We start from the raw sequence: 22,789 nt of genomic DNA on the forward strand, positions 1-22,789 counted from the left end.
GTCGAAAGGGCGGCGATCAAAGAGACGAACTGGGCTGGACGGGGAAGGCGGTGCGGTTGAGGTCGGGCAGCGCGGCGCACAGCTGGCCCAGGTCGCGGCCGGTCCTGGCGACGGTGCCGTCGGGCCGGACCAGGACGGCCGCCGCCCGGCCGCGCCGCAGCCAGCCGTGCAGGTCGGTGCCCGGCTCGGCGGTCACGAAGCAGCCGCCTCGCCGGTCGATGAGGTGCTCCTGCTCCGGGGTCGGCGGCGTGGTGGCGACGATCGTGTACCGGCCTGCGGCGATGTCGTCGACCCGCAGGCCGTCGGTGAGCGCGGCGTTGGGGCACAGGGTGCCCGCCAGCCCCCTGCGCCATAAGGGGCGTGCCACCAAGGCGGTGCGGCTGAGCGCCGGGGTGCGGCTGTCCAGGACGAAGCGGCTGAAGCCGGGGACGCGGTTCAGGTGCGGTGCGATGACGCGGCGCAGCAGCGTCCCGATCTCACCGCCGCTGGTCATGGCGATGCCCATGGCCTTGGCCATCAGGATCATGATCCGGGCGTGCGGTCGGCGTTCGGCCTCGTAGGTGTCCAGGATGCTCTCGGGCAGGGCGCCGTGCAGGACGGCGGCCAGCTTCCACGACAGGTTCGCGGCGTCTCGCAGGCCGGCGCCCATGCCCTGGCCGATGAACGGCGGGGTGAGGTGGGCGGCGTCGCCGAGCAGGAAGACGCGGCGGTCCCGCCACCGGTCGGCGATCTGGGCGCGGAAGGTGTACTCGGCGATCCGCACCGGCTCCAGCTCGTCGGCTGCGACGGCGCCGGTCCAGGGCGCCAGCAGCCGCAGGAGCTTGTCGGGGTCCTGGTAGTCGGCGCTGGTCTCGCCGGGTAGGAGCTGGAACTCCCACCGGTAGCGGGTGGCGCCGATGCGCATGTAGGTGGCGGCCCTGCGCCGGTCGCACACCTGGTGGACTCCGTCCCACTGGCGTAGGTCGGCGTCAGTGGCGGCGTCGACGACCAGCCACCGCTGCTCGAACCTCAGGTCCCGCATCCTGGCGCCGATCCCGGTGCGGACGAAGCTGTTGGCTCCATCGCAGCCCAGCACGTACCGGGCGCGGCATGAGGCGTGATCACCGGCGGCCAGATCGGTGTAGGTGACGGTGACGCCGTCGTCGTCCTGGGAGATGCCGGTGACCTCGCTGTCGCCGCGCAGGGCGATCTGAGGGCAGGCCGCCAGCCGGTCGCGCAGGATGCCTTCCAGCTCGGGCTGCTCGAACATATTGGCCTGGGGAAAGCCATGCCGTCCGGCCGCCGTGCCGCGCCGGAACTCCGCGAGCACGTTCAGGTCGCCGTCCAGGAGCCGCAGCCCCATGGCCGGGCGGGACACCTGGGCGAAGACGTCGGCCACCCCGAGCCACCCCAGGATCCGGTGGACCTCGTCGTCGAGGTGGACGGCCCGCGGCTGCGGGTAGACGGTCGGCCAGCGTTCCAGGACCAGTACCGGAATTCCGTTCTGCGCGAGGAGGATCGCCGCGGTCACCCCGGTCGGCCCGGCGCCGATGACCACCACCGGGACCTGGTCCTGCCCGTCGTGCCCACCGGGTCGGTTGCGGCCGGTCATGGCGCGTACCTGACGACGGTGCGCTGCACACCGAGGTCGATCGCACCATCGTCGGTGGCGATGCCCGCCTCGATGACGTCGCCGTCGCGCAGGTAGCGGGGGTTCTTGGCCTGCCGTTCGAAGAAGATCCGCCATTTGACGGCCGCCGGCAGGAGCGATCCGATGACTTCGACCGGCTTGGGCGGGGCGCTGAGCGCGGTGCCGACGGGCGTCCCGGTCAGCAGCAGGTCTCCCGGATCCAGCCGCTGGAACCCCGCCAGAGTCCGCAGCGCCTGTACCGGCTGGTAGATCATGTCGGCGGCGGTCGTGTCCTGGCGGACCTCGCCGTTGACGGTGAGCTTCAGCCTCAGGTCCGCGAGCCGCTTGAGCTCGCCCGCGTCCAGCAGCACCAGCCGGGGCCCGACAGGGGTGAAGGACGGGTAGGACTTGGCCTCGTAGAACTGGGTCTTGGGCAGTTGGAGGTCGCGCGCGGACACGTCGTTGGTGACCACCAACCCGGCCACCCAGTCGGCGAGGTCGTCGACCTGGCAGCCGACGTGCAGGGTCCGCCCGGCGACCAGGCCGATCTCCACCTCGTAGTCCAGCAGCCGCACATGGGCGGGCTTGACCACGTCGTCGAACGGCCCGCTGATCGAGCCGGAGGACTTGCGGAAGAACGTCAGCGGGACCGACGCCGGGTCCATGCCGGAGTCCTTGGCGTGCGAGGCGAAGTTCGTCATCTGCGCCACGACCCGGCACGGGGCCGTCACCGGCGACAGCAGCGCCAGGCTCTCCACCGGGACGGCCGGCCCGCCGGACGCCGCGGCGTCGATCGCGTCGCGGTCGGCCAGCAGCCGCCCGGTCGTGGCCGCCGATGTGGTGATGCGCACGGCGCCGTCACCGGTCTGGACCCACCAGGCCTCCGCGGTACGCAGCACGGTGACGGTCATGATGACGCCACCTTCAGCAGGCCCCGCAGCCGGTGCAGGTCGAACTCGTTGTCCTCGCCCAGGGTGCGGGTGATCGCCCGCAGTTCGGCCAAGGACGCGCGGCCCGGTTTGATCCCCAGGAAGTCCTTGGTCGCGGGCGGACCCCACTGGGCCAGCCCCGAGGCGGTCATCGCCGCCCAGCCGGGTTCGAGGGTGCAGTCGAACATGTCCCCGTCGGTGTAGTGCTCGACCAGGAACCCGTCGGGATCGCGCCAGTAGTCGAAGATCTGGCTGCCCTGGATGTGCCGGCCGATTCCCCACGAGCGGTCGTAGCCCTGCTCCAGCAGGTATTGGCCGCCCGCCGCCAGGACGTCCAGGTCGCTGACCTCGTAGGCGGAGTGCACGTACCGGTTGGACGGCCCTAGCGTCACGGCCAGCGTGTGGTGGTCGCTGGGGGCGCGGCCCCGGTCGCAGCGGATGAACGCCATGGTCGGGCCCCGATCGCGCTGCCCGGCGTAATAGAGGAAGTCGCTGACGATCAGCCCGAGGTGTTCCAGGTACCAGTCCAGGGTCCGGCGGAACCGGGTGGTCTGGAGCACCACGTGCCCGACCCGCCGCACGGTGGCGGGCACCCGCGGCGGACGCTGGGGGGCGTTGATCCGCGGCGCGTCGTCACCGAAGTTGTGGACCAGCGGCGCCGGGGACGGCAGTGCCATCAGGTCGCGGGTATCGGACACAACCCGGACCCGCAGCCCGCTCGGGTCGGTCAGGTTGACGGCGGACCCGCCCAGGCTCTCGGGCAACTCGGCCACCGTGGCGCCGGCCGCGTCGGCCAGGCGCGCCAGGTCGGCCCGGTCGGCGGCGCGGAACGCCGGCCCCAGGAAGCGCGACTTCTCCCCTTTGCGGATCAGGACGCACGGGGCGCCCGGTTCGGATCCGCGCAGGTGCAGCTCGGTTGCGGTTGTCAACGCCACATTGAACCCGAACGCGCGGGCGAACACCTCCGCCCGGTCCAGATCGGGCTTCTGGAACTCCAGCCACGCCAGCCCGGCGACCTTCACCACCGGCGAGGCGGCCCGTCCCGGATGCTCGCCCGGCAGCGCCTCGAACTCGCTGTGCAACCCGGTGTGCGGATCACTCACTGCGGCTCTCCCGTCTCCTGATGAAAACGTCACTAGCGACGTTAGCATCACTTGCCGGTAGAGTGACGATTCGATCAGGAGTGAACCGACGCGTAGACTGGCCGGGTCACCAGGGGGAGGGGTGCGATGTCAGAGCGGAACGGCGGTACGGGCAACCGCACCGACAGGCGCAAAGCCCGCACCCGGGCCGCGCTCATCAGCGCCGCCCAGACGCTCATCGCCCAAGAGAACCTGAACGTCCCGATCCTGGAGATCACCCAGGCGGCCGACGTCGGGCTCGGGTCCTTCTACAACCACTTCGACAGCCGCGAGCAGCTGTTCGACGCCGCGATCGAAGAGGCCCTCGACCGCCACGGAGCCCTCCTCGACGCGGTCACCGCCGGCCTGGCGGACCCGGCCGAGGTCTTCGCCCAAGCCTTCCGGCTCACCGGCCGTCTGCACCGCCTGTACCCCGAGCTCAGCAAAGTCCTGCTGAACAGCGGCCTCGGCCTGATCACCTCCGACAAGGGGCTGGCCCCCCGGGCCCACCGTGACATCATTGCCGGAATGCGGACCGGACGCTTCAACGCGATCCGCGACCCCGACCTCGCCCTCACCATCGCTGGCGGCGCCGTCCTGGCCCTCGGCCGCCTCCTGCACGACCATCCCGAACGCGACGCAGCGCAGGCCACCGACCACATCACCGAAGACCTGTTGCGCATGTTCGGCCTGACCGCCGCCGAGGCCACCGAGATCTGCGCCCGCCCCCTCCCGGACTTGGTTTCGCGGACCATCACCGTCTGGTCGAGGGACTCCTCGTGAGCCGTCGATGCCCCCATGCAGGAAGGTCAAGGCTGGCTGTTCGATCTGACGTTGAGTAGGACCTTCCCGAAATTGCCTCCCGCGCCGACGTAGGCGTGCGCGTCGGCTACCCGGTCGATCTGGTGACGCTGATCGATGATGGGACGAATCTCTCCGCGCTCGACCAGGGGGAGGAGGTCTTGGACCGTTCCGGCAACGATGTCTCGCTTCTGGTCCGCTGGCCGGGCGCGGAGGGTGGAGCCTCGCAAGTTGAGCCGGCGGCGCATCAGGCAGGATAGGTCGATTTCCGCCTGAGAACCTCCCTGAAGGCCGATGACCAGCGCGGTTCCGTCGTTCGCCAATGCGTCCATATTGCGTTGCAGGTAGTTGGCGCCCACGCAGTCCAAGAGCACGTCGACGCCGCGGCCGCCAGTGGCCTGCCGTACTTCGGCGACGAAGTCTTGGCGTCGGTAGTTGATCGCGAGCTCCGCGCCCAGTTCGATGCAGCGGGCGGCTTTCTCCGGGGAGCCGACGGTGACCAGGGGTACGGCACCGAAGGCCCGGATGACCTGGATGGCGGTGGTGCCGATCCCGGAGCCGCCACCGTGGACGAGTACCTTCTGCCCCGCGCGCAGGCCGGCGTCGCGGATGAGGTTCGAGTAGACCGTGCACAAGGTCTCCGGCAGCGCCCCGGCGTCCGCCAGCGGGATGCTCTTGGGCGCTGGCATGATCTGCTCTGCCGGCACCGCGACGAATTCGGCGTATGCTCCGCCGGTCACCAGCGCCATCACCGGGTCGCCGACGCCTACGGTCGAGACCCCTGCGCTGACCTCGGCTACGATCCCCGAGCATTCGAGGCCCAGAATGGGGGAAGCGCCGGGCGGTACCGGGTATCGACCTTCCCGCTGCGCCAGATCCGCTCGATTGACCGCGGTGGCGGTGACGCGGACCAGTACCTCGCCGGCGGCCGGCCGCGGGGGCGCGGTCTCACCCCAGCTCATGATCTCGGGGCCGCCGGTCCCGTCACAGACCACTGCTCTCACTTCATCACCTTTCCACTCGTCCAGGTCGAGCACGCGGATGCGGGCAGGGTCTGGGAGGCGAACGCTTCGTTGAGCTCGATGGCGGCGAGGTCGTCGGCTCGGACGGATGTCGGCGCGCCCGCGTAGCGGCCGATCGGCGTGCGCGCGCCGTCGATGACGAACACCTCGTTCATGGTCGTCTCCTGTCCCGTCCGGTTCAGGTGAAGGCGTTGATGCCCGTCAGGGCACGACCAACGGTGAGCGTGTGGACTTCGACGGTGCCTTCGTAGGTCAGCACCGATTCGAGGTTGCCGGCATGGCGGAGCGGCGAGTACTCGGTGGTGATGCCGGAACCGCCGAGGATGGTGCGGCACGTTCGTGCGATCTTGAGGGCTTCTCGCACGTTGTTGAGCTTGCCGACGCTCACCAGCACGGGCGTCAGCGTCCCGGCGTCCTTGGCGCGGCCCAGGTGCAGAGCGAGCAACTGAGCCTTGATCAGCTCGACGGTCATGTCGGCGAGCTTCTTCTGGGTGAGCTGGTAGCCGGCGATCGGCCCGGTGAACTGCACCCGGCTTAGGGCGTACTCCTGGGCGGTCTCGATACAGTCGCGGGCGGCACCGACGACTCCGTTGATGATTCCGAACCGGGCTTCGTTGAGGGCACGGAGCGGTCCGGAGAGCCCGAGCGCACCGGGTAGGACCGCATCCGCTGGTAGCCGGACGTCGTCGAAGGACAGTCCCGAGGTGACCGAGGCCCGCATGGAGAGCTTGTTCTTGATCGCGGTGGTGGTGAACCCGCGGGTGCCCTTGGGGGCCAGGAAGCCGCGGATCCCCTCGCTGGTCTGCGCCCACACCACGGCGACATCGGCGATCTCTCCGTTGGTGATCCACATCTTCGATCCGTTGAGGATCCAGTCGGTGCCGTTTCGCTTGGCGTGAGTGCGCATACCGGCGGGGTTGCTGCCGAAGTCGGGCTCGGTGAGCCCGAAGCAGCCGATCGCGCGTCCCGCGGCCATTGCCGGGAGCCACTGCTGCTTCTGCTCCTGTGAGCCGTATCGGTGGATGCTGTACATGGCCAGGGAGCCTTGGACGGACACGAAGCTGCGGATGCCGCTGTCGGCGGCCTCGAGCTCCATGCAGGCCAGCCCGTAGCTCGTGGCGTTGAGGCCTGGGCAGTCGTAACCATCCAGGTGCATGCCGAGGAGGCCGAGGTTGCCGAACTCGACGGCGAGGTCACGGGGCAGGACGCCTTCGTCGAACCAGCGTCCGATGTTGGGTTTCAGGTGCTCGTCGGCGAACCGGCGCGTGGTGTCGCGGATCGCGCGTTCCTCGTCACTCAACAGAGCGTCCAGGCCGGCGAGGCTCCCGGCCGGCACAGGGCTGTGGCCGTTGGATGCGTGCAAAGTGATATCTCTTTCTGAGAAAGCCGCGTGGTGCCGCTGGGCGCGGGACACGTGGAGGAAATCGAATTGCAAGGGCCGACCCACGCTGGTTCGGCATGGGCCATGGGGCTCAATCAGGTGAGCCTGCGGTGGCCCCAGGCGCTGATGTGGTCGTACTGGGCGACCTCCCAGTCGTCATCGACCTCGACGGCGCCCCACCCGAACTCGTAGTCGAATCCGCCGGGGGTGGTGGCGTAAAAGGAGAACATGCGGTCGTTGGGGTGGCGGCCCAGGCTGCGCGGAATCCGCAGCTTCGCATCCAGCGCCCGGTCGAACGCCAAGCCGACCGCGTCCATCTCATTGGCCTGGATCATGAAGTGCAGGAGGTTCTTGGCATAAGTGGACCGTTCCGGTCGCCGCACCAAGGCGATGCTGTGGTGGCGGCGGTTGCAGTGCAGGAACACCGCGCGTGATTCGCCGTTGGGCGTCTCCTCCGACGAGCCGTCGCTGAGTTCGAACCCCAGGACGTCCAGCCAGAACGTCTCCGCCTCGGTCAGGTCCTCGACCATCAGGACCGCGTGGCCGAGTCCCTGCAGGCCGGTCAGGAAGCCGTTGGGAACGGCCGGGGAGTGGAACGGCACCTGGGACTGGACGGGGGAGGCGGCGACCTCGACCTGGACGCCGCCCGGGGCTTTGAAGCAGATCAGCTCACCGACGTGACGCCGCTTTCGCAGCGCGGCGCCGGCGTCGGTGACCGTGATCCCGGCGTCCTCGATGCGCTCGCGCAGGTCGGCGAGAACCGCCGGTGTTCTGGCGACCAGCCCGATGACGGCGACGTCGTCGCGCTCGCCGGGCTGGACCTGGAACCGGCTGTACCACTTGTCCATGCGGTAGCACCGTGTGCCGTCGTGCAGCACCGGGCCCGGCATGAAACCGATCGTGTTCCGCATGAACCGGTCCCAATGATCGAGGTCGGTGGCGTCGATCACGAGGTATCCGAGCTGGAGGTCTTCCTTCACCGCTGCTTCCCTTGCTAGGCGGGGTGGTGGTCAGGTTGCGGCGGATGGCGCCGCGCCGGTGGCCGTGGGTGCGACCGCGAGATGCTCGCGCTTGTCAGCCGTCGTTCTCCTCGACGTCCTGATAGCTCGTCAGGTAGCGGAAGTCCTCCCGTATCGGGGCGAAGACGTCGACGTTGAGCACGACCTCATCGCCGATGGGCTGCGCCGAGTGGGGGACGTCGGCGGGGATCCGCAGGACGCTGCCGGCTTGGAGCACGAACGTCTCGTTCCCGGCGGTCATCTCCAGCGTCCCGGTGAAGACGAAGCTGAGCTGGTCGAACGGGTGCGAGTGCGGCCCGCGGGTCCGGAAGCCCGGTTCGAACCAGTTGACGGTGACGATGCTGTCGTCGCCCCGCACACCCACCCGGGTCAGTCCTTCGCGGACGACGTCGCGCTCCATCTCGGTGAGCCGGTACATCCTCGGCTGTGGGTCGATCGTGCTCATCGGAAAGTGCCTCCGATCCGGCTGCCGTCGATGAAGACCCGCCGCATCACCCGCTTGGCGATGAGCCAGGTTCCGTCCGACTCCTGCTGGTAGGTGTCCTGGTAGTCGTTCACGATGAAGGGCGTAGTGGGCCCGGGACCCTCGCCGTCGTGGCGGAACAGCAGCGTGGTCATCAAACCGTGGTGCACACCGTCGTCATCGACGGTGATGCGCACGTTGGTGTGCACGTGGCGTGAGGTCCGGTCGGTGATCTCGGCGCGTTCGAGCGCCCACCGGTCGATCGCCGCGCGCCCTACGAGCGGCTCCTCAAGCCCGATCAGGGAGCCGTCCTCGGTGTAGAGGCTGCCGAGGTCGCGAGGGTCGCCGTGATCGAGCACCCAGGCGTGTCGCGTGATCAGTTCGTTCAGGGCGATCCACGTGGCGGGAGCAACGGGCGTGGCCGGTGGTTTCGGAGCGTGTTCCATGAGACCTCTCAATGCCAGCGAGCGAGCAGGGTGTCGGCCACGGTGCGCGCCTGGGAGGCGTCGAACTCGGCCGCGATGACGCGGTCGGGACGCACGAGAAGGAACGTGGTGCGATCAGAGGTTGCGATGGTGCCTTCCAGGTCGCAGTACTCGGCCATCTCGCCGTCACGGGGAACGCGGTCGGGAGGGAGGACCCGGATCAGAACCGGGTTCAACGCCGTGAACGGCGCCGCCGCCGCGGGGATTCGGTCGTGCCGGTGAGCGCCGACGACCAGCAACGCCCATCCGCGGCCGATCACGTCGTCGAGTCGGCGACGGCGACCGCGGCCGTCCAGCAAGGTCGGCTGGGGAAGGGATCCGCCGACCCGGGCGGAGCCGTTGGGATCGGCGACGAAGCCGCCCTCCAATTTCGCCTGCTTGACCCATTTCATCGAGCCGAGCCACCGCTTGACCGGCGGCGCCACGCCAGCGATGCGGAACAGGACGTCCCTGAGCCATGCGCGGCGCGGATTCGTCGTCATGATCAGCTGCCCCATGCGGTGGGAGAGCCGGACCATCTCGGTAGCGTGCGGGCGGCGCTCTTCGTCGTAGGTGTCGAGCAGAGATTCAGCCGCTTCCCCTCGGACGACGGCGGCGAGCTTCCAGGCCAGGTTCCGTGCGTCGCGCAGGCCGGTGTTGAGGCCTTGCCCGGCGAACGGCGGCATCAGGTGAGCGGCGTCCCCGGCTAGGAGGACCCTCCGGTCGCGCCAGCGCTCGGCGACCAGTTGGTGCGCCACGTAGACGGCGCTGCGGCGCACGTCCTGCGGCTCCAGGCACTCGCGGTAGGGCGCGACCAGTTGCTGGAGGAACTCGTGCTCGAGCACCTTTTCCTTGTCCTCGCCGGGCAGCAGCATGAACTCATAGCGGCAACGGCCGGCCATGCCCGGAACGATCACCGCTGGACGGGCGGGCACGCAGTGGAACAGTGCCATCCGCTGGTCATGGGAGTCATTGGCCAAGTCGAGAACGATCCAGGGCTCCTGCTGCGAGGAGCCTTGCATCTCGATGCCCAGTTCGGCGCGGATCTTGCTACGGCCGCCGTCGCACCCGACGATATAGGCCGCACGGACGACTCGGGTCCCGCTCCGGCCGCTGACGGTGAGTTCGACGTGGTCGGCGCTCTGGGCGAGACGCTCCACGCGGCTCTCGAATGCGATGGTCACATTGCTTCGGGCCTCGGCACCCTTCAGCAGCGCCTGCTGGAGCCCGGGCTGGTCGAAGAAGTTCTTCTGCGGGTACCCCAGAGGTGCCAGGCCGGGAGTCGCGACGACCAGCGGCTGCCCATGGACACCGAAGTAGCTGGAGCCGGCGTTCCACACCAGATCCGGCTCGATCTCCGAGACGAGGTCCATGGCCTGAAGCGTGCGCAGGGACTCATCGACGAGGCTGATCGCACGCGGCTCGTCGGCACAGCTTCGCTCCGCCTCCAGGACCAGGACATCGACGTCGTGGTCGGCCAGCAGATTGGCCAACGCCAGGCCGACCGGCCCGGCCCCTACGACGACGACGTCCGGTGGTGGGGTGGGCTCGGTTCCGGGCTGGCCGCCACTGCCCGATCGTTCGCCAATCGGTCGGCCGCAGGTGTCCCCGGACACGTTCTCCCAGCTCAACGCAACCCCCTCCGTCCGATGGCCGCAAGCGTGCGACGATGATTACAGCAGCGGAGAGTTAAAGCAAGAGTCGATTCTTACTTGACGAGTCGTTTCTCTGTGGCGCAGTCTGTGACCGCCGACACGCTTGTGCGGCCTGTGCACCCACATCCGAAGGACCGTCAAGTGAAGCTGCTGACCTACCATGTGGACGGAGCCGTCCGATTCGGCGCCCTGCACGAGGACGCGATCATCGACGTCTCCACGCGCCTGCCGGAGACTCCGAGCATCCGGGCGGTGCTGGAGGCCGGCGCCCTCGAGCGGGTCGCCGAGGTGGTCGCGGGGGTCGCCGGACCCGACCGGCGGCTGTCCGACGTCAACCTGCTCCCAGTCGTCCCAGACCCCGGCAAGATCATTTGCGCGGGGGTGAACTACCGCGCACATCGTGATGAGGCCGGGCGCAGCGAGGCGCGGTACCCGACACTGTTCACCCGGTTCGCCGACACGCAGATCGCCGCCGGGGCCGACGCGCTGCGCCCCACCGAGAGCGACCGCTTCGACTACGAGGGCGAGCTGGCGGTGGTGATCGGCAAGCGCGGCTCGCACATCCCGGAGGCCGAGGCGATGTCGTTCGTCGCCGGCTATTCCTGCTACAACGATTTCACCGTGCGCGACTGGCAACGGCACAGCTCCCAGTGGATCCCCGGCAAGAACTTCCCCGGAACCGGGGCGTTCGGCCCCTGGCTGATCACCGCGGATGAGATCGATGACGTCGCCTCGCTCAAGCTCGAAACCCGGGTCAACGGTGAGATCCGGCAGTCCGCCTCCGTCGCGGACCTCATCTTCTCGATCCCGTCCCTGATCTCCTATGTCTCCCGCTTTACGCCGCTGTCACCTGGTGACGTGCTGGTGACCGGCACCCCGGGCGGCGTCGGCATGTTCCGCGAGCCCCCGACGTTCCTGGAACCCGGTGACGTCGTGGAGGTCGAAATCCACGGTGTGGGGCTGCTCCGCAACGCCGTGGCAAGTTCCTGATCATGGACAGGTTCGTCACCATCCTGGTCGCCGGCGCCGCCGTCGGCAGCCTGTACGCCCTGATGGCGTTTGGTTACGCTCTGGTGTTCAAGGCGTCGCATAGCATCAATCTGGCGGCGGGAGCCCTGGTCGTGCTGGGCGGCTACTGCGCCTACGAGCTCGGCGCCAACGGCCTCGGGTGGTCCTTCGGCCTCGCATCGCTTGCGACCGTCGCGATCACCTGCGCCGGTGGCTGGCTCGCCTACCGTGCGATCGCGCGCCCCCTGCTCGGTGCGTCGCCCGATGCCATCGTGGTCGCCACCATCGGCTTCGACCTGGCGCTGCGCGCTCTGCTGAGCAGCCACGAGAAGTGGACCCTGAACAGCCTTGAGGTCGGCTCCCCGTGGACAGCATCGGTCAAGGTCGCCGGGAACTCGGTCGCGCGTTCGGATCTGTGGATCATCGGCATCGCCGCCGTGATCCTCGCCGTTCTCGGTGCTGCGGTCACGCGGACCCGCTTCGGGCTGAACATGCGCGCGTGCGCCGAAGATCCGGAGGCGGCTCAGGCCCAGGGCGTCTCCCTGCGCCGCAATCTGGCCGCCGTGTGGATCATCGCCGCCGGACTGGCCGCTGTCGTCGGTGTTCTCGTGGGGACGCACCCGCGCACCCTGGACCAGTCCAATTTCACCTGGGCCCTGCGCGCCCTGCCCGCCGTCGTGCTCGGCGGGATGGACTCATTGACAGGAGCGGTACTGGGAGGGCTGCTCGTCGGCTACGCCGAGGCCATCTCCAGCGCCTGGCAGCCCGAGGTGCTCGGGCAGGGCTACCAACTGGTCGTCCCCTACGTCCTGATGTTCTTGGTGCTGCTCGTCCGCCCGCAGGGGCTGCTCGGCCGACGGGAGGTGTCGAGGGTATGAGCACCGATTCGCCCGGCACGGGACATCTCGCCGTTTCGCCATCCAGCGGGCAGACACCGGCCACAACCTCGGCCACAACACCGCGCGCCGGCCTGTGGGCGAAGGCGCCGTCCAGCCTGCTGGGCCGCCTGCCGGGAAAGCCCGTGGTGCTGGCCGCCATTCTCACTGCGATCGCGGTCCACGGGCCCGGCGACCTGATGTCGGTCGCGACGACGGCCGTCGTTTTCGGGATCGCGGCGATCGGACTGACGGTGCTCGCCGGTCCCGCCCGAATCGTGAACATCGGTGCGTCGTGCTTCATCGGCACCGGGGCGTTCATGACCGCTTACCTCAACAACGTCGCCGAGACGAACTTTCTGATCTCGTTGTCGGCCGCGTGCGCGGTCTGCTTCGTCCTCGGCTGGGCGGTGGCGCCGATCGCCGCCCGGCTCGCCGGGGTCTACATCGCGATCATCACCGTCGGGCTGGCCTTCCTCGGCCAGCACGTGTTCCGCATCGCCACTCCCTGGACCGGAGGCACCTCGGGGGTCCTGCTCACCGACGTGCCCTTCTTCGGCATCAACCTGGCCGGACCGGCGCGAATCGGCGGGCTGGTCGTGGACCGGGCCCTGACCTACTTCGTGCTGTGCTCGATCGTCCTCATGATCACGGTGGTCGTGGCCACGCGACTCCTGCGATCCCGTACCGGCAGGGCCCTGCACGTCGTCGGTTCCTCCAGCCTGACCGCTCGCAGTTTCGGTATCAACCCCGCCCAGTACCGGGGTACTGCGCTGGTCTTCTCCGCCGTCCTGTGCGGCCTGGCGGGCGGGCTTTGGGCCGGTCAGCAGTCGTTCGTCTCGTGGGAGCAGTTCGACCTGATGATGTGCGTCGACATGATCGCGGTCGTCGTCCTGGGCGGCCTCGGCTCGGTCTACGGCGCACTCGTCGGCGCAGCGATCCTCTACACGCTGCCTGAATTGGTGGAAAAACTCGCGCCTTACCTCCCGCTGGTGACCGACGGCGCTACCGGCGCCGGCCTGTCACCCGAGCAGTTCACCTCAGTCCTGTACGGCGCCGCCCTGATCGTCGTCATGGTCATCGAGCCGCGGGGGCTGGCGGCGCTCGTGACTCGCGTCTCCGACCGCTCCCACCACGCAACAACCCGAAAGGAAACGGTCCGATGACACCGAACTCACGCTGGATGAGGCTGCTGGTGGCCTCCACGGGCCTGGTCACCCTCGCGGCCTGCAGCGGGGTCAACTCCGCCGGCAACTCGCCCTCGAGTTCCGACTCCGCGGCTTGCGGCCAGACCACGGGAATCACCGACAAGTCGATCGACCTCGGCGTCCTCACCGACCTGTCCGGGCCGGTGGCCGCGGGCGGCGTGCCCTTCTCCCAGGGCGTCCAGGCGTTCTTCGACTACGCCAACCAGAAACTCGGCGGCGTGGACGGCAGGCAGGTGAAACTGGCGGTCAAGGACCACGCCTACGATCCGCAGAAGGCGGTTCAGGCCTACCGCGAGCTGTCCTCCAAGGTCGCCGGCATCCCGCTGAGCTTCGGTTCGGCGGCCACCAGCGCGGTCGCCGCGCAGATCGTGACCGACTGCATGCCCCTGGTGGCCAACAACGCCAGCGAACTCGACCGCAAGGACGGAGTCTTCTACTCCGGCTCCACCTACGAGGACAACACGATCAATGGGATCGACTGGTACATCAACGACGCCGGCCACAAGAACCCGAAGGTCGCGCTCTTCTACCAGGCGGACTCCTATGGCCAGGGCGCCAAGTCCGCGCTGGAGTTCGCCGCGGGCAGGCTCGGCTTCAAGATCGTGACCGCGCAGTCCTACGCCGCTACCGACAAGTCCTTCTCGGGGCAGCTGTCCAGCATCAAGGCCGCCAAGCCCGACGTGGTCATCATGGCGAGCACCGTCGGCGCCACGTTCGGCTTCTTCGGCGAAGCCCAGTCGGCGGGCGCCAACTGGGATTGGCTCGGTCTCCAGCCGACGTTCGCGCCGGCCGTGTTCGGTCTGCCGATCTCCGACGCCTTCCAGAAGAAGGTCACCATTGCCTACGGAGGGCCGGTCACCGCGATCGGAGGCGAGCAGATCGACCTCGCTCGAGAGCAGCTCAAGAAGGACTTCCCGGACTCCGTCGACAACCCGCCGGCGCTGATCGGGTGGACGGCCGCCTACATCTTCTACAACGCGTTGACCAAGGCCGCCAAGGCTGGCCAGCTGACCCGCGGCGGTATCCGTGACGCGCTGGCCTCCCTGGAGGTCCCGTCCAAGGGCCTCGGACCGGACCTGTTGAAGTTCGACCCCGCTTCCAAGACCGCCGGCGTCCCCCACCACGCGGACACGATCGTGACCGTTGACAGGTCGACCAGGGGATTCCTCAAGGTAGTCAAGCCGTGGTTCACCTCCGGGCTCATCGACGACTACTACTCCAGCACCAAGCACTAGCGACCGAGCACGACCAGCACGCCGTCCCCCGGTCTGGTGCGTCCGGGGCAGGGACGTGCCGAGCAGATCCGCGACACAGATCCACCAGGACAGGAACCGAGCCGTGACAGCCGTGACCACGAACGTCTTGTCGGTGCAAGGCCTCACCGTGCGCTATGGCGCATCGATCCGAGCATTGGAGAACGTCTCGATCAAGGTCGAGGACGGTCAGGCCGTGGCCCTGCTGGGCGCCAACGGCGCCGGCAAGACCACGCTGCTGCGTGGTGTGTCCGGCCTACTTCCCCACCACCGCGGCTCCGTCACGAGCGGGACCGTGGAGGTCTTCGGCGAGCCGCTGCCGCAGGGCAACCCCACCGCCGCGGTGGCCGCCGGCCTCACGCAGGTCATGGAAGGACGACGGCTCTTCCAGCGCATGACCGTCGAGGAGAACATCCTGCTCGGGGCAGCCAGCCTGCCGAGGCGGCGGGCGCGAGCCCGAGCAGAGGAGATGTTCGATCAATTCCGTCTACTGGCGGATCGCCGCAACGAGGCCGCCGGCCTGTTGTCCGGCGGACAACAGCAGATCGTGGCGATCGCGCGGGCACTCGTCAGCTCCCCGAAACTCCTCATCCTCGACGAACCCAGTCTCGGGCTGTCCCCGGTAGCGATCATCGAAGTGCGCGAGGTCCTCGCCAAGCTGGCGGCCGATGGACTGGCGATCATGATCGTCGAGCAGAACATCGAACTCGCACTCCGGCTCGCCGACTACGCCTACATCCTGCAGCGGGGACGCATCATCTCCGAAGGCACACCCGCGGACCTGGGCGGCTCGGCGAGCATCCGCGATCTCTACCTCGGCAGCTCGCACGACGACATCACCACGTCCCGCGACCTGGCCGCCACCGGCACGTCGCCCGACCGGAAGGCCCTGCCGTGGCTGCAATGACCGACATCCCCACTCAGCCGATCCTGCGCATCCGCGGCATCAGCCTGGCCTTCGGCGGCAACCAGGTGCTCAAGGACGTCACGTTCGACGCACCGACCGGCGAGATCCTGGCCTTGATCGGGCCGAACGGCGCGGGCAAGTCCTCCCTGCTCAACGTGCTCACCGGGGTCTACACCCCCGACGAGGGCAAGGTCGAGGTCCGCACCGTCTCGGGGGAGTACCGGTCCCTGTTGGAGGTTCCGCAGCATCGGCTCGTGGAATTCGGCGTCGCACGGACGTTCCAGAATCTCCAACTCGTCCCAGAGCTCACCGCACTTGACAACGTTCTCCTCGGATGCCATCAGCAGATGAAGTCCGGCGTGCTGTCCACGCTCGTCGCCACTCCCCGGTCGCGGCGGGAGGAGCGGCATCATCGCCGAGTCTGCATGGAGACGCTCGACTACCTGGGGCTGGGGCCGGTAGCCGGTCGTGAGGTGAGGAAACTCCCCTACGGAGTCAACAAGCGCGTGGAGCTCGCCCGGGCGCTCGTCGCCCGGCCGCGTCTGCTCCTGCTGGACGAACCAGCGGCCGGTCTCAACGATGAGGAGACCGAGGAGATGGCTAAGGTCATGCGGCTGATCCGTGCCGAGGGGTCGTGCACCCAGGTGCTCGTCGAGCACGACATGAACATGGTCATGTCCACCGCTGACCGGCTGGTGGTCCTCAACTTCGGCCGGCTGCTCACCAATGGCTCACCGGACGAGGTCCGCAACCATCCCGAGGTCATGTCGGCTTATCTGGGAACCGCACTCGACCACTGACAGTCGACGACGAACTGCGGGGCGGCCGCGGACGACACATCCGCGACCGCCCCCCAGACCATCGCCCACCGTTGCGATCAGATCCTGGACGCCTCCGCGACCTCGTGACCGACCTCGAACGCCGCCGCGGTGCACGCCCTCACATCGCCGAGGGACCAGCCGTCGAGGAGCTCGACCAGCCGGAGCGTCTCGCAGACATCGAACACGGCGCGCTCGGTGATGACCCGGTCGACGACGCCCACACCGGTCAGGGGCAGAGTGCAGGCGTCGACGATCTTGGAGTGGCTTGCCGAGAGCCTCCAGCGGCTCGAAAACGATCTTAGACATCCACAGGCCTCCGCCAGAATCGATTCTGAGACGATAGACGACTGTAGACGCCCTAGACCATGGAGAATCGACTCTCAGTGTGATTAGTGGACATTGGTGCGAAATTCGGTAAGGTCGTGGCATGGCCCGCACGCATACTGCCGAGACCCTGGCGAGTCACGTCTACGGCGAGCTCCGCCGCTCCATACTCAACGGCGTGTACGCGCCGGGCGAACGGCTGAAGCCCAGCGAGTTGCGATTGACCTACGGGGTTAGCGTGAGCGTCATCCGCGAAGCGCTTTCACGTTTGGCGGAGCAGCGTCTCGTCCGAAGCCGGCACAACCAGGGCTTCCACGTCGCCGAGCTCACCGAAGCCGGGTTGCGTGAGCTGACGAACCTTCGCGTGCTCAACGAGGGATACGCGCTGCGCGAGTCCATCGCCCGCGGCGACTTCGCCTGGGAATCACGTGTGCTGGCCGCCCACCATCTGCTGGTCAAGACACCGGCCAGGGCACCCGGCGACCCCGACCACACGACCGAGGAATGGGCGGTGGCCCATCGTGACTTCCATCGCGCCCTGATCTCCGCTTGCGAGATGCCGATGCTGCTGGAGATCTGCGATTCCCTGTTCGATGCGAGCGAGCTGTACCGGCGGCTGTCCGCTCCGCTGACCGAAGGCAGCAAGCGCGACGTGGCCTGCGAGCATCGTGAACTGTGCGAGGCCGCACTCGCGCGGGACGCCGACCTGACCGTTCAGCGTTTGAGCGAGCACTTCAACCGGACGACCGAACTGCTTATCGGCAGGCTCGTCGTCTCCTGGAAACCTGAGCCCGTGCCCGGCGCATAGTGCAGCCCCGCAGCCGGTAGGCCGGGGGGCCGCACGGAGGAGACATGGCGTTGAGGGTCGGTGATCCGCCGAGGCTTGCGGTCAGGTCGTCACCCTTTCGCTACTCGCGACCGCGGGTAGGGCCCGTGCGGAACAGCACCCCCTGCTCGTACTGCTTGACGATGCGCACCGCCATCGCGAGGAGCGACAGCGCCACCAGCACCACGATCACGAGCACGGCGGTCAGGATTCCCATCGGACGCTCCGCTCTGTGGAGGTCCGAACCCGGACGGGCCGTGTGGAAGACCCCGGTTACAGCTAATCCCGTGCGGCCGCCTGGGGGATACCGCCGATCCGCGCTGGACCGATCACCTGGACCGACAAGAACAACTACACCGGCCAGTTCGTCCGGGCGCGGCTTCGACAGTGGCCGGGTACGCCAACCACCTCCACCTCTACCTGGACCCGCGTCTGAGTGGACTGCTGCTGGGCGAGTTGACGGTGTTGCACCTGCGGGAGATGTTCGCTGAGATCCTCCACCAGGACCAGATGGACGGCCGTCCTAGGTGCGCGGCTGGGCCGGTTTGGGCTGAGGCAACCGGTCGGCCATGGCGGCCACCCGGTCGCCAGCCCTGGCCTCCCGCAACGAGCCCGGCGGGGTGGTGACGGCGTCCGGGTTGTCGAGCGGGGCGTGCGGGCGCCTGGGCCAACGCGTCGGAAACCGAACCATCCCCGCGTGCGCGGGGCCGACATCGAGCGCGGGGAGTATGAGCCAGGGGCCAGGGAACCATCCCCGCGTGCGCGGGGCCGACTCGCCCGAAGGGGCATGTGCCGGGGCAGCCGTAGAACCATCCCCGCGTGCGCGGGGCCGACCAGCTCGCCGACCGGGACGCGCGCATCAAGGAGGAACCATCCCCGCGTGCGCGGGGCCGACGGACGTCACAGCGTCGAGTCCGTCGAGACGTACGAACCATCCCCGCGTGCGCGGGGCCGACATCCGCGACGGCGCCGAGCACCGCCACCCCAGCGAACCATCCCCGCGTGCGCGGGGCCGACTGACGGGGCCGGGGATGATCGCGATGATGTGCAGAACCATCCCCGCGTGCGCGGGGCCGACGGAAGCAACCCATCTCAAAAATGGTCCCCACACGAACCATCCCCGCGTGCGCGGGGCGGACGCCGCCGCAGCAGTGAACCGGTCGCTGTGCAGCGAACCATCCCCGCGTGCGCGGGGCCGACGCACCCCACGACGGGGACGCGGAGATCATCCAGGAACCATCCCCGCGTGCGCGGGGCCGACCAGGCCGCGTCAGGGGAGGGGGCGGGGGGAGAGGAACCATCCCCGCGTGCGCGGGGCCGACACAGGCGCTGGTGCTGCGCAGCACGGCCAGCGCTCACCATCCCCGCGTGCGCGGGGCCGACACGTCGCCGTCACTGCGGAACTCGCCCTCGTAGGAACCATCCCCGCGTGCGCGGGGCCGACGACGAAGAGGCTCGCCGTGATGGCGGCGACGCCGAACCATCCCCGCGTGCGCGGGGCCGACGTGGACTTGACCATGCGGCCGCGCGCCCAGCGCGAACCATCCCCGCGTGCGCGGGGCCGACGAGCGTCTCGCCGTCGGCAAGCGTGTGGACGGCGAACCATCCCCGCGTGCGCGGGGCCGACCCCGCGACAGTGGCCGTGACCCGCACGAACGCCGAACCATCCCCGCCGGAACCATCCCCGCGTGCGCGGGGCCGACGCCGCGCCGGTCCTGGCCGACGCGGCCCGCCCGGAACCATCCCCGCGTGCGCGGGGCCGACCGCGCTCCGACATGTGGGCGGGTGTGAGGGCAGGAACCATCCCCGCGTGCGCGGGGCCGACAACGACATCACCCCTCCGAACTCGACGCCGAACGAACCATCCCCGCGTGCGCGGGGCCGACGCCCGCGTGTCCGTCTACCGCAAGGACATGCGGGAACCATCCCCGCGTGCGCGGGGCCGACGTCCGCCCCGGCAGCGGCACCGTCCCCCGCGGAGAACCATCCCCGCGTGCGCGGGGCCGACGCGGATGTCGGTCTCGTCCCAGACCGGCTGCCGGAACCATCCCCGCGTGCGCGGGGCCGACCACGCCCCGCGTGAGCCCGTCCAGCTCGACCTGGAACCATCCCCGCGTGCGCGGGGCCGACACGCGGGTAGTAGCCGCTGCTGCCCCAGCCCTCGAACCATCCCCGCGTGCGCGGGGCCGACGGGGTCCCAGTGGGCGCCTCGGTACTGCGTCGCGAACCATCCCCGCGTGCGCGGGGCCGACCGGGGCGATGACGTCGGCGAACTGCACGCGGAAGAACCATCCCCGCGTGCGCGGGGCCGACTCGTTGCAGGAGACCCCCGAGGGCGGCGGCGGCGAACCATCCCCGCGTGCGCGGGGCCGACGCGATCCCGTCGGAGGCCGACATGTGCGCCGAGGAACCATCCCCGCGTGCGCGGGGCCGACGAGACCGCCGCTGTGCCGGTCGCCAATGGGGGGGAACCATCCCCGCGTGCGCGGGGCCGACAAGCGGGAGACGCTCCTCGGCTACGACGTGTCCGAACCATCCCCGCGTGCGCGGGGCCGACGGAGCGGGGAAGAGCCCGGACGGCGCGCCGACGGAACCATCCCCGCGTGCGCGGGGCCGACGTGCTCGATCTCGACGGCATCATCGAGAACGAGGAACCATCCCCGCGTGCGCGGGGCCGACGGACGGCCCCGCGGCCCGTGTTCCACATCCCCGGAACCATCCCCGCGTGCGCGGGGCCGACGCCCGGGTCCGCTCGACCGCGTTCCTGACGCTCGAACCATCCCCGCGTGCGCGGGGCCGACACGATCCGGCTGGAGGTGGGCGACTACGTGGAGGAACCATCCCCGCGTGCGCGGGGCCGACTCCGACTCCGACGCCGTGGCGATGGTCGCCGAGGAACCATCCCCGCGTGCGCGGGGCCGACTCCGCCGCACTGCCGCCGTACCAGAGCTGAGGGGAACCATCCCCGCGTGCGCGGGGCCGACCGCCGCCGCCTGGCCGCCGAACACCCCGACGAAGAACCATCCCCGCGTGCGCGGGGCCGACCGAGCCCCGCAGGATCAAGGTGCTGGACTGCACGAACCATCCCCGCGTGCGCGGGGCCGACCGTCGCCCACGTCGCCCCCTTCACGTGCTCGGGGAACCATCCCCGCGTGCGCGGGGCCGACCTGGCATGTTCCACGTATTCCACATGTTCCACAGAACCATCCCCGCGTGCGCGGGGCCGACATCGGCTACGACCTCGACGCGGACCGGTACGGGGAACCATCCCCGCGTGCGCGGGGCCGACGTCCCGGCCGCCGCGGACGGGTAGGCGGTCGCCGAACCATCCCCGCGTGCGCGGGGCCGACGGAAAAGTCCGGACGCCTGTGCAGTCCCGTTGAGAACCATCCCCGCGTGCGCGGGGCCGACTGATGTCCGGGGCGAGATCGGCCAGGAACACGGGAACCATCCCCGCGTGCGCGGGGCCGACTCCCCCGGGGCCCGGGGTGTCACGCCCGGCGCGGAACCATCCCCGCGTGCGCGGGGCCGACAGCCCGTTCCCGTCGGCACTGGTACCGACACCAGAACCATCCCCGCGTGCGCGGGGCCGACCCAGCGGCCCTGAGCCTCTGGCTCGGATGCTGCGAACCATCCCCGCGTGCGCGGGGCCGACGGGGTGGAACGGCTCAGGTAGCCTCATGAGTGGGAACCATCCCCGCGTGCGCGGGGCCGACGGTGTACGTCCTGTTTCCGCCGTGCGCGTCGTCGAACCATCCCCGCGTGCGCGGGGCCGACCACGTCGTGCATGTCGGATTCGATGAGGGCCCAGAACCATCCCCGCGTGCGCGGGGCCGACCCTTGCTGACCTGCGACGTTAGCAGCGGTGGTGCCGCTTTTCATTCAGTTGGTTCGTGATCACGGTGGGGTCTCCGAGACGTGATGATCTGGATTGGATTGCCTGTGGTTTCACAGTATGAGTCTCGTTTGTCGGTGTGATTCGCTACCTTCCCGTGTGTGGGCATCCAAAGGCCGGTTCGGCAATCCCAAGATCCACTTGGAGTGCTGTGGGGTAAGAGCGCGGGTAAAGCTGGTGGGCAGGCCAATCTGCTGGTGCAGCACCTGCTGGATGCTGCTGCGGTAGCTGAGCTTGTTTGGGATCATTACTTGGCGCCGTCGGTCCGTCAGGCTTTGGATGGCGTGGCCGGTGGAAGCGGGGGCCGAAGGTTGCTGGCGTGGGTGTGCGGCATCCACGATATCGGCAAGGCAACGCCGGCGTTCCAGCATATGGATGCTGCCGGCGCCGACCGCGTTCTGCGCGCAGGGCTGACGTGGGATCAGCGCGCGGTGTTGCGGCACCGCTGGCGTCATGATCGGGCCGGGGGTTTCCTGCTGCGCAGATACCTGGCCGAGGCGGGATGGGCTGAGGAGAGTATCGGCTGGGTGTGGCCGCTGGTGGCAGGGCATCATGGCCGGTTCCCGACTTCCGGGGCGACGCTGGAGAATCGTCGCGCTAAAGGGCAGCTCAGTGGTAGAGCGCCTGAGCCTGGATCCACGGCGTGATTTCCGGTGATCCATGTTGGTTCCGATCTCGTCATGAGAGCCGGTCTGCTTGGCAGAGCGGCATTTCGGGGGCGTGCGGGGTCTGCCACGCGCAGGTCCGTGGCCTGTCCGGGGGTGCGGATCGGGGGTGGGATGCGCCGGCGGGCGCGGTGACTGTGATGGTCGTCGGGAGCGGTGACAGGGTCGGGGCGGGTCAGGCCGCTGTCGCTGGTGGTGGGTCGTGGACGGCCCGGAAGGTGTTCATCCACTCGGCCTGCCAGCGCCAGTGCTCGGGCAGGTGCACGGTGATGTGCCCTGCTGGTCCTGCCGGGCCGTGCCGGGCGAGCCGGGCCGGAACGCTGATCAGGTGGCGGCGCAGGGTGGCGCCGCGGGCACGCGCGTGGAACGCCGAGGCCAGGGTGCCGGTGGCGCGTAGCAGGTTGTGGGTGATGGCCGCGCAGGTGAGCCATGCGGCGTTGGCGTTGAAGTCGCCAGAGGGCAGATGCGCCAGCGGCCCGTCGATCAGGGTCGGCGTTGACCTGCTCGATGATGGCGTGGTCGCGGTGCTGGGCCTCGGCTTGG

At 69.2% G+C, this 22,789-nt stretch carries 21 protein-coding genes, 1 pseudogene and 1 CRISPR repeat array; of the genes and pseudogenes, 9 read left to right on the forward strand and 13 right to left on the reverse strand.

Annotation, left to right across the window (positions count from 1 at the left end):
* Positions 1–16: 16 nt before the first annotated feature.
* The 3 genes from mhpA to AL2_RS32225 are packed head-to-tail and all read right to left on the reverse strand — an operon-like array spanning position 17 to position 3,641.
* Positions 17–1,591 carry a bifunctional 3-(3-hydroxy-phenyl)propionate/3-hydroxycinnamic acid hydroxylase MhpA gene (mhpA, locus tag AL2_RS32215; RefSeq protein WP_067640372.1) on the reverse strand — a complete coding sequence of 525 codons (1,575 nt, stop codon included), beginning with the start codon at positions 1,589–1,591 and terminating at the stop codon, positions 17–19.
* The gene (locus AL2_RS32220) at positions 1,588–2,520 is read right to left on the reverse strand and encodes a fumarylacetoacetate hydrolase family protein (RefSeq protein ID WP_067640374.1); all 933 of its coding nucleotides are present in this window, start codon (positions 2,518–2,520) and stop codon (positions 1,588–1,590) included. Before AL2_RS32220 ends, mhpA begins: the two co-directional genes overlap by 4 nt.
* Complete coding sequence (locus AL2_RS32225) at positions 2,517–3,641, reverse strand: VOC family protein (protein WP_218003738.1); 1,125 nt, start codon at positions 3,639–3,641, stop codon at positions 2,517–2,519. The genes AL2_RS32220 and AL2_RS32225 overlap by 4 nt, the downstream gene beginning before the upstream one ends.
* 126 nt (positions 3,642–3,767) lie before the next feature.
* Between AL2_RS32225 and AL2_RS32230 the strand changes: the two genes are divergently transcribed.
* Complete coding sequence (locus tag AL2_RS32230) at positions 3,768–4,442, forward strand: TetR/AcrR family transcriptional regulator (RefSeq protein ID WP_067640377.1); 675 nt, start codon at positions 3,768–3,770, stop codon at positions 4,440–4,442.
* Positions 4,443–4,468: 26 nt separating this feature from the next.
* On the opposite strand, the gene AL2_RS32235 is transcribed toward AL2_RS32230, so the two are convergent.
* The 7 genes from AL2_RS32235 to AL2_RS32260 all read right to left on the reverse strand — a co-directional run bounded on the left by AL2_RS32235 (position 4,469) and on the right by AL2_RS32260 (position 10,425).
* On the reverse strand, positions 4,469–5,497 hold the full coding sequence (locus AL2_RS32235; protein WP_245667086.1) for an NAD(P)H-quinone oxidoreductase: 1,029 nt from the start codon (positions 5,495–5,497) through the stop codon (positions 4,469–4,471).
* A complete protein-coding gene (locus AL2_RS37825) occupies positions 5,461–5,637 on the reverse strand; it encodes a hypothetical protein (RefSeq protein WP_157438505.1) in 177 nt (58 codons plus the stop codon). The genes AL2_RS32235 and AL2_RS37825 overlap by 37 nt, the downstream gene beginning before the upstream one ends.
* 23 nt (positions 5,638–5,660) lie before the next feature.
* Positions 5,661–6,818: an acyl-CoA dehydrogenase family protein gene (locus AL2_RS32240; protein WP_067640379.1), complete on the reverse strand. Its 1,158-nt coding sequence runs from the start codon at positions 6,816–6,818 to the stop codon at positions 5,661–5,663.
* Between the two features lie 140 nt (positions 6,819–6,958).
* Positions 6,959–7,843 carry a VOC family protein gene (locus AL2_RS32245; RefSeq protein ID WP_083947115.1) on the reverse strand — a complete coding sequence of 295 codons (885 nt, stop codon included), beginning with the start codon at positions 7,841–7,843 and terminating at the stop codon, positions 6,959–6,961.
* A 94-nt stretch (positions 7,844–7,937) separates the two neighbouring features.
* A complete protein-coding gene (locus AL2_RS32250) occupies positions 7,938–8,327 on the reverse strand; it encodes a cupin domain-containing protein (RefSeq protein WP_067640381.1) in 390 nt (129 codons plus the stop codon).
* Positions 8,324–8,791: a nuclear transport factor 2 family protein gene (locus AL2_RS32255; protein WP_083947116.1), complete on the reverse strand. Its 468-nt coding sequence runs from the start codon at positions 8,789–8,791 to the stop codon at positions 8,324–8,326. Before AL2_RS32255 ends, AL2_RS32250 begins: the two co-directional genes overlap by 4 nt.
* An 8-nt stretch (positions 8,792–8,799) precedes the next feature.
* Entirely contained in the window at positions 8,800–10,425 is a 1,626-nt protein-coding gene (locus AL2_RS32260) for a bifunctional 3-(3-hydroxy-phenyl)propionate/3-hydroxycinnamic acid hydroxylase (protein ID WP_376741345.1), read from the reverse strand.
* 180 nt (positions 10,426–10,605) lie between these two features.
* On the opposite strand from AL2_RS32260, the gene AL2_RS32265 reads away from it, so the two are divergent.
* The 6 genes from AL2_RS32265 (at position 10,606) to AL2_RS32290 (ending at position 16,515) form a co-directional block, all read left to right on the forward strand.
* Positions 10,606–11,454 (forward strand): fumarylacetoacetate hydrolase family protein, encoded by an 849-nt coding sequence (locus tag AL2_RS32265; protein WP_067640385.1) that lies wholly within the window; start codon positions 10,606–10,608, stop codon positions 11,452–11,454.
* Positions 11,455–11,456: 2 nt separating this feature from the next.
* On the forward strand, positions 11,457–12,350 hold the full coding sequence (locus tag AL2_RS32270; RefSeq protein ID WP_067640387.1) for a branched-chain amino acid ABC transporter permease: 894 nt from the start codon (positions 11,457–11,459) through the stop codon (positions 12,348–12,350).
* Positions 12,347–13,513 carry a branched-chain amino acid ABC transporter permease gene (locus AL2_RS32275; RefSeq protein WP_083947118.1) on the forward strand — a complete coding sequence of 389 codons (1,167 nt, stop codon included), beginning with the start codon at positions 12,347–12,349 and terminating at the stop codon, positions 13,511–13,513. Before AL2_RS32270 ends, AL2_RS32275 begins: the two co-directional genes overlap by 4 nt.
* Complete coding sequence (locus AL2_RS32280; RefSeq protein WP_083947119.1) at positions 13,510–14,790, forward strand: ABC transporter substrate-binding protein; 1,281 nt, start codon at positions 13,510–13,512, stop codon at positions 14,788–14,790. Before AL2_RS32275 ends, AL2_RS32280 begins: the two co-directional genes overlap by 4 nt.
* Positions 14,791–14,893: 103 nt before the next feature.
* A complete protein-coding gene (locus tag AL2_RS32285; RefSeq protein ID WP_083947120.1) occupies positions 14,894–15,715 on the forward strand; it encodes an ABC transporter ATP-binding protein in 822 nt (273 codons plus the stop codon).
* Positions 15,712–16,515: an ABC transporter ATP-binding protein gene (locus AL2_RS32290; RefSeq protein WP_067640395.1), complete on the forward strand. Its 804-nt coding sequence runs from the start codon at positions 15,712–15,714 to the stop codon at positions 16,513–16,515. The genes AL2_RS32285 and AL2_RS32290 overlap by 4 nt, the downstream gene beginning before the upstream one ends.
* A 77-nt stretch (positions 16,516–16,592) precedes the next feature.
* Here the strand turns inward: AL2_RS32290 and AL2_RS37830 are convergent, their stop codons facing one another.
* Positions 16,593–16,757 carry a hypothetical protein gene (locus tag AL2_RS37830; protein WP_157438506.1) on the reverse strand — a complete coding sequence of 55 codons (165 nt, stop codon included), beginning with the start codon at positions 16,755–16,757 and terminating at the stop codon, positions 16,593–16,595.
* A gap of 206 nt (positions 16,758–16,963) precedes the next feature.
* On the opposite strand from AL2_RS37830, the gene AL2_RS32295 reads away from it, so the two are divergent.
* On the forward strand, positions 16,964–17,668 hold the full coding sequence (locus AL2_RS32295) for a GntR family transcriptional regulator (RefSeq protein WP_067640397.1): 705 nt from the start codon (positions 16,964–16,966) through the stop codon (positions 17,666–17,668).
* A gap of 100 nt (positions 17,669–17,768) precedes the next feature.
* On the opposite strand, the gene AL2_RS39905 is transcribed toward AL2_RS32295, so the two are convergent.
* On the reverse strand, positions 17,769–17,903 hold the full coding sequence (locus AL2_RS39905; protein ID WP_281181641.1) for a hypothetical protein: 135 nt from the start codon (positions 17,901–17,903) through the stop codon (positions 17,769–17,771).
* A 467-nt stretch (positions 17,904–18,370) separates the two neighbouring features.
* A CRISPR array of direct repeats spans positions 18,371–21,524; the repeat unit is 28 nt; unit sequence GAACCATCCCCGCGTGCGCGGGGCCGAC.
* A gap of 158 nt (positions 21,525–21,682) precedes the next feature.
* Between AL2_RS39905 and AL2_RS36900 the strand changes: the two genes are divergently transcribed.
* Positions 21,683–22,228 carry a CRISPR-associated endonuclease Cas3'' gene (locus tag AL2_RS36900; protein ID WP_157438507.1) on the forward strand — a complete coding sequence of 182 codons (546 nt, stop codon included), beginning with the start codon at positions 21,683–21,685 and terminating at the stop codon, positions 22,226–22,228.
* A gap of 193 nt (positions 22,229–22,421) precedes the next feature.
* On the opposite strand, the pseudogene AL2_RS38205 reads toward AL2_RS36900, so the two are convergent.
* A pseudogene (locus AL2_RS38205) lies at positions 22,422–22,789 on the reverse strand (IS1380 family transposase); the annotation flags it as partial.

This window comes from Actinomadura latina NBRC 106108 (assembly GCF_001552195.1).
Taxonomy (GTDB): domain Bacteria; phylum Actinomycetota; class Actinomycetes; order Streptosporangiales; family Streptosporangiaceae; genus Spirillospora; species Spirillospora latina.